This is a genomic window from uncultured Nevskia sp. (assembly GCF_903885465.1).
Taxonomy (GTDB): Bacteria; Pseudomonadota; Gammaproteobacteria; order Nevskiales; family Nevskiaceae; genus Nevskia.
This window is the reverse complement of sequence record NZ_CAISIQ010000063.1, coordinates 1-6,068: the sequence shown is the minus strand read 5'-3', so window position 1 is coordinate 6,068 and position 6,068 is coordinate 1. Positions and strand designations below refer to the sequence as shown.

The following is a 6,068-nucleotide window of genomic DNA, read 5'->3' as shown; positions in this document are numbered from 1 at the left end:
GCGTCGATTTCTTCAGCCGCGAGCGGCGGATGACGTCGAGATCCGGGAAGCGGGCGAGGGTGTCGAGGCCGATCGCGGCGTTGTACTTGTCGATCTGATCGGTCTCGCGCGAGCGGTTGGCGATCACGCCGCCGAGACGCACGTTGTAGTTCTTCGATTTCGAAGCGATCGCGGCAACGATACGATTCATCGCGAAGATCGAATCGAAGTCATTGGCAGCGACGATCAGCGCACGATCGGCATGCTGCAAGGGCGCTGCGAAGCCGCCGCAGACAACATCGCCGAGCACGTCGAAGATCACCACGTCGGTGTCTTCCAGCAGGTGATGTTCCTTCAGCAGCTTCACCGTCTGGCCGACGACATAGCCACCGCAGCCGGTGCCCGCTGGCGGACCGCCGGCTTCCACGCACATCACGCCGTTGTAGCCCTCGTAGACGAAGTCCTCCGGCCTCAGTTCCTCGCCGTGGAAGTCCACTGACTCCAGTACGTCGATGACCGTCGGCACCAGACGCTTGGTCAGGGTGAACGTGGAGTCGTGCTTGGGATCGCAGCCGATCTGCAGCACTCTCTTGCCGAGCTTGGAAAACGCTACGGAGAGATTCGACGAGGTCGTGCTCTTGCCGATGCCGCCCTTGCCGTAGACCGCGAAGACCTTGGCGTTGCCGATTTTCTGCGATTCATCCAGATGAACCTGCAGGCTGCCGGCGCCATCCGGTGGCGGGACCATCTTGCGAACCATTGAAACGGGGATGTTTCCGACGCTGCTCATGCTGCCTCCGCAAAGTGGACGCCTTCGAGCCGGTCTTCGAGTTCGTGACCGGCATTTCGCAGCGCTTCGAGTGTCTGTTCGTCCGGCTGCCAGTAGCTGCGCTCGGTCGCTTCCAGCAAACGGCTCGCGACTTTCGCGGAGGCCGTGGGATTGAGTTGGGATAGCCGTTCGCGCATTGCGGGATCGAGCACGAAGGTCTCGGCGATCTGCTGATAGACCCAGGGCTGCACCTGCCCCGTGGTCGCCGACCAGGCGAAGGTGTTGGTGATGTGCGTCTCGATCTGGCGCACGCCTTCGTAGCCGTGCTTGAGCATGCCCTCGTACCACTTCGGGTTCAGCATCCGGGTACGGGTTTCCAGCGACACCTGTTCGGACAGGGTGCGCACGGTGCCATTGCCGGTGGTCTGATCGCCGATGTAGACCGGTGCCGCCGTGCCGCCTTTTGCGCGCTGCACGGCACGGCTGATACCGCCGAGCGTGTCGAAATAAGTGTCGACCGTGGTCACGCCGAGTTCGACCGAATCAAGGTTCTGATAGGCAAGATCGACGTTGGCGAGAATGCTCTGCATCAGCGCCGGCTGGGACACCGGTGCGCCGCTGCGGCCGAAGGCGAAGCTCTTGCGCTTGGAATAGGTTTCCGCCAGCTCGTCTTCGCCATCCCAGCGGCTGCTTTCGATCAGGTTGTTGACGTTTGAGCCGTAGGCGCCATCAGCGTTGCCGTAGACACGCAGGCTCGCCGTTTCCAGATCGCAGCCGTGTTCGGCCATGTAGGCCAGCGCGTGCTTGCGAACGAAATTCGACTCCGGCGCTTCGTCGGCACTGGCGGCCAGGAAGCAGGCTTCGGCCAGCAGCTTGATCTGCAAGGGCAGCAGGTCACGGAAGATGCCGGACAAGGTGATGACGACATCGATGCGTGGCCGGCCCAGTTCGGCCAGCGGCGTCAGCGTTGCACCGGCGAGGCGACCATAGGCATCGAAGCGTGGCTTCACACCCATCAAGGCCAGCGCCTGCGCAATCGGTGCGCCTTCGGATTTCAGGTTGTCGGTGCCCCAGAGCACCAGGGCGATCGACTCCGGCAACGGATTGCCATCGGCCATATACCGGGAGACCAGACGCTGTGCCTGCTGGGCACCATCCTGCACGGCGAAGACGCTGGGAATCCGGAACGGATCGAAGCCATGCAGATTGCGGCCGGTCGGCAGGATCTCCGGCGTCCGCATCAGATCGCCGCCCGGGGCCGGACGGATGAAACGGCCATCGAGGGCTTTCAGCAGGCCTTCGATTTCGTGTTCTTCACCCAGCTGCCGGTTGATCTCGGCGAGCTTCGCGAACCTGCCGCGGTTGTCGTCATCGATCGGCAGCGCAGCCTTGGCCAGCACCTGGTCGATGGACTCGCCGGCAACGAGCGCGATCATCGCCGCACGTTCCAGCCGCAGGCCGTGCGAAGCCTCGGCGACCGACAGCAGCATGTCGATCCTTTCTTCGTTCGACGGAATCGCACCGATCACATGCAGGCCGTGCGGAATCAGCGTGTATTCCAGTTCCAGCATCGCCGTATTGAGCTTTACGACCTGCGCTTCAGCCTCGCCCGCAGCCCACACCGGCTCGCTGGCGACCAGATCGATGACTGCGGCCTGGGCCTGGATCATCGAGGCCAGCGGGCCGCGTTCGTTGACTTCATCCGGTGACAAGCCGCGCCAGCGTTCGATCGAACTCTTCAGATCGACCAGCCCGCGGTACAAGCCGGCCTGCGCCACCGGCGGCGTCAGATAGCTGATCAACGTGGCCTGCGAACGACGCTTGGCAATCGCGCCTTCGCTGGGATTGTTCGCGGCGTACAGGTAGAGGTTCGGCAGATCGCCGATCAGCCGATCCGGCCAGCAGTCGCCGGACAGGCCGCTCTGCTTGCCCGGCATGAATTCCAGCGCGCCGTGGGTGCCGAAATGGAGCACGGCGTGAGCACCGAAATCCTCGCGCAGCCAGCGGTAGAACGCCGAGAAGGCATGCGTGGGTGCAAAGCCTTTCTCGAACAGCAGACGCATCGGATCTCCCTCGTAGCCGAAGCTGGGCTGGATGCCGATGCTGACGTTGCCGAAGGTTTCACCGAGCACGAAGATCGAGCCGCCATCGCTCAGCTGCTTGCCCGGTGCCGGTCCCCACTGGGCTTCGATTTCCTTCAGCCAGGGTTCGCGGCGCACGTGATCGTCCGCCGAGATGCGGGCCATGACATTGGCGTCGGCGCCGAAGCGCGACGCGTTGCCATGAATCACCCGCTCACGCAGGTCGTCGACCGTCACCGGCACATCGACCTTGTAGCCTTCGGCCTTCATCGCGATCAGGGTGCGATGCAGCGATTCGAACACCGACAGATGGGCGGCGGTGCCGATGTTGCCGGCGTTCGGCGGGAAGTTGAACAGCACGATCGCGACCTTGCGCTCGGCGCGCTTGGCGCGGCGCATGGTCACCAGCTTGTCGACGCGCTTGGCCAGCGTTTCGGCACGCTCGACGCAGGTCTGCATGTCCCGCGCAGACTTCGACGGTGGGAACATGCAACCGCGATGACAGCCGGTGCATTTTTCGCCGGCGGAATCGGAGCGACCGCCGAACATGGTCATTCCGGTGGCGCCATCGAGCTCGGGAATCGCGACCATGATCGTCGACTCCACCGGCATCAGGCCGCGTTCACCGGCGCCCCATTGTTCGAGCGTCTGGAACTCCAGTGGATGTGCGGCGACGTAGGGCACATCAAGCTTGGCGAGGATGTCCTCGGCTGCCTTGGCGTCGTTGTAGGCCGGGCCGCCAACCAGTGAGAAGCCGGTCAGCGAAACCACGGCGTCGACGGTCGCACGGCCATCACGCAGGAAGAAGGTTTCGATCGCCGGACGGGAATCGAGACCGGATGCGAACGCCGGCACCACGGTCAGGCCACGCGCTTCGAGGGCGTTGATGACGCCGTCGTAATGGGCGGCATTGCCGGCCAGCGGATAGGAGCGCAGCAGCAGCACGCCAACCGTACCGCGTTTGCCGGCCTTCGGAAGTGCGCTGGCGTTGTCGCTGATGCGGCCTTTCAGCTGAGGGTGATAGACGCCGACTTCGGGATATTCGGCCGGCGCTTCCGATTTCAGCGTGCCGCGCAGCGCGCGGCGCGGGCCATCGGCGTAACGGTCGACGAGAAACTTCACCATGTTGACGAGGTTGTCTTCCGAGCCCGCCAGCCAGTACTGCAGGGTCAGGAAGTAGGCGCGCACGTCCTGCGCGGTGCCGGGAATGAAGCGCAGCAGCTTCGGGAGCCGGCGCAGCATCTTCATCTGCTCGGCACCGGCGGTGGCCTTGGCGCCGCTTTCCTTCGGTTTCGGCTTCAGGCGCTTGAGCAGCGCCATCGCGCCGCTCGCTTCCTTCTTGCTGTCCATGTCGAAGCGACCGATGCGGGTCAGCTTGGCGATCTCGGTGGCCGACATGCAGCCCAGCATCGCGTCGCAATGATTGCGGCGGGCCAGCAGCGCCGGCAGCACGGCGTTGAAATGATCTTCGACGAACAGCATCGTGTTGATGATGATGTCGCCTTGGGCGATGTCGTCGTGGCAGCGCTTCAGCAGCTTGGCATCGGCACTCCATTCCGCCGCCGTATGCATGCTCAGCACCAGCCCCGGCACTTCGCGGGCAAGGCGGGCTGCGGCACGCGTGGCGGCGCTCGCCAGATGGTTGTCCATCGTCACGATGACCACGCGCATCGGCGCGGCAGCCTCAGCGGCTGAAGTGAGCTTTGGCATCGTAGAGCGCCTCGACGGTGATGACGCGCACGCCGAATTCACGAGCGTATGCCTCGGTATTGCGGCGAGCCTTGCCGCGTACAAAGAACGGAATCTTTCCGAGCTCCTTCTCGCCTTCGGGAGACCAGACAGGATCGATCGGGCCTTCGGCCTCGATCACGTCCACGTCGTTGTCGGTCTCGACCTCAAGAGCGGAGGCACTGGTAGTGGATGCGATCGCGGGTTCGGCGCGACGCTCACTGGCGGCGCCACCGAGATGCGAAGGCGCAGCTTCGGCATGGAATTCGAAGTCCTCGCGGAACATGCCGAGCAGATGTTCTTCGAGGCCCATCATCAGCGGATGCACCCAGGTATCGAAGATCACGTTGGCGCCTTCGAAACCCATCTGCGGCGAATAGCGCGCCGGATAGTCCTGCACATGCACCGGTGCCGAAATCACCGCGCAGGGCACGCCCAGGCGCTTGGCGATGTGGCGTTCCATCTGGGTGCCGAGCAGCAGCTCGACATTCAACTCGGTGATCGCTGCTTCGACCTCGAGGTAATCCTCGGTGATCATCGCTTCGACGCCGTAGAGCTTTGCGGCTTCGCGCACTTCGCGGGCGAGTTCGCGGCTGTAGGTGCCGAGGCCGACCACGGTGAAGCCCAGTTCGCGAGTAGCGATGCGCGCAGCCGCAATCGCATGAGTGGCATCGCCGAACACGAACACCCGCTTGCCGGTGAGATAGGTCGAGTCCACCGACTTCGCGTACCAGGGCGCGCGCGAGTTCGGATCGTCGAGCAAGGCACTGGCATCGACGCCGGCGAGGGCCGCGACTTCGCGGATGAAATCACAGGTGGCGCCCATGCCGATCGGCACGGTCTTGACCATCGGCTGGCCGAAGGTGCGCTGCAGCCAGCCGGCGGCTGGCATCGCGATTTCCGGGTACAGCACGATGTTGAAATCGGCCTCGCCCAAGCGGGCGATGTCGTCCGGGCTGGCGTCGAACGGGGCGATGACGTTGATGTCGACGCCGATCTGGGCCAGCAGACCGGAGATTTCCTTCAGGTCATCGCGATGGCGAAAGCCGAGCGCGGTGGGGCCGAGCAGATTGCAGCGCGCGCGGCGAGCCGGATCGCGCGGCGCGGGCTTGGTGCCCGGCGGTGGCGCTTTCGGCCCGGCGAGCTTGCGGACGATCTGATAGAAGGTTTCCGCCGCGCCCCAGTTTTCCTTCTTCTGGTACGACGGCAGCTCCAGCGTGACGACCGGAATCGGCAGTTCCAGCGCATCCGACAAACCGCCCGGATCGTCCTGGATCAGCTCGGCGGTGCAGGACGCGCCGACCAGCATCGCCTTCGGCTTGAAGCGCTCGTAGGCATCGCGCGCAGCATTCTGGAACAGCTGCGCGGTGTCGCCGCCAAGATCGCGGGCCTGGAATGTCGTGTAGGTCACCGGCGGCCGCTTCTGGCGGCGCTCGATCATCGTGAACAGCAGATCGGCGTAGGTGTCGCCTTGTGGCGCGTGCAGCACGTAGTGAACGTCACGCATCGCG

At 64.2% G+C, this 6,068-nt stretch carries 3 protein-coding genes; all 3 read right to left on the bottom strand.

The window, feature by feature from the left end; all coding sequences use genetic code 11:
- Positions 1-739, bottom strand: a 739-nt coding sequence (gene bchL / locus QZY06_RS02185) for a ferredoxin:protochlorophyllide reductase (ATP-dependent) iron-sulfur ATP-binding protein (protein WP_367275542.1), incomplete at its 3' end; no start/stop codon positions are given.
- A 26-nt stretch (positions 740-765) separates the two neighbouring features.
- On the bottom strand, positions 766-4,539 hold the full coding sequence (locus QZY06_RS02180) for a magnesium chelatase subunit H (protein ID WP_367275541.1): 3,774 nt from the start codon (positions 4,537-4,539) through the stop codon (positions 766-768).
- Positions 4,514-6,068, bottom strand: a 1,555-nt coding sequence (bchB, locus tag QZY06_RS02175) for a ferredoxin:protochlorophyllide reductase (ATP-dependent) subunit B (RefSeq protein WP_295679590.1), incomplete at its 5' end; no start/stop codon positions are given. The genes QZY06_RS02180 and bchB, both read right to left, overlap by 26 nt.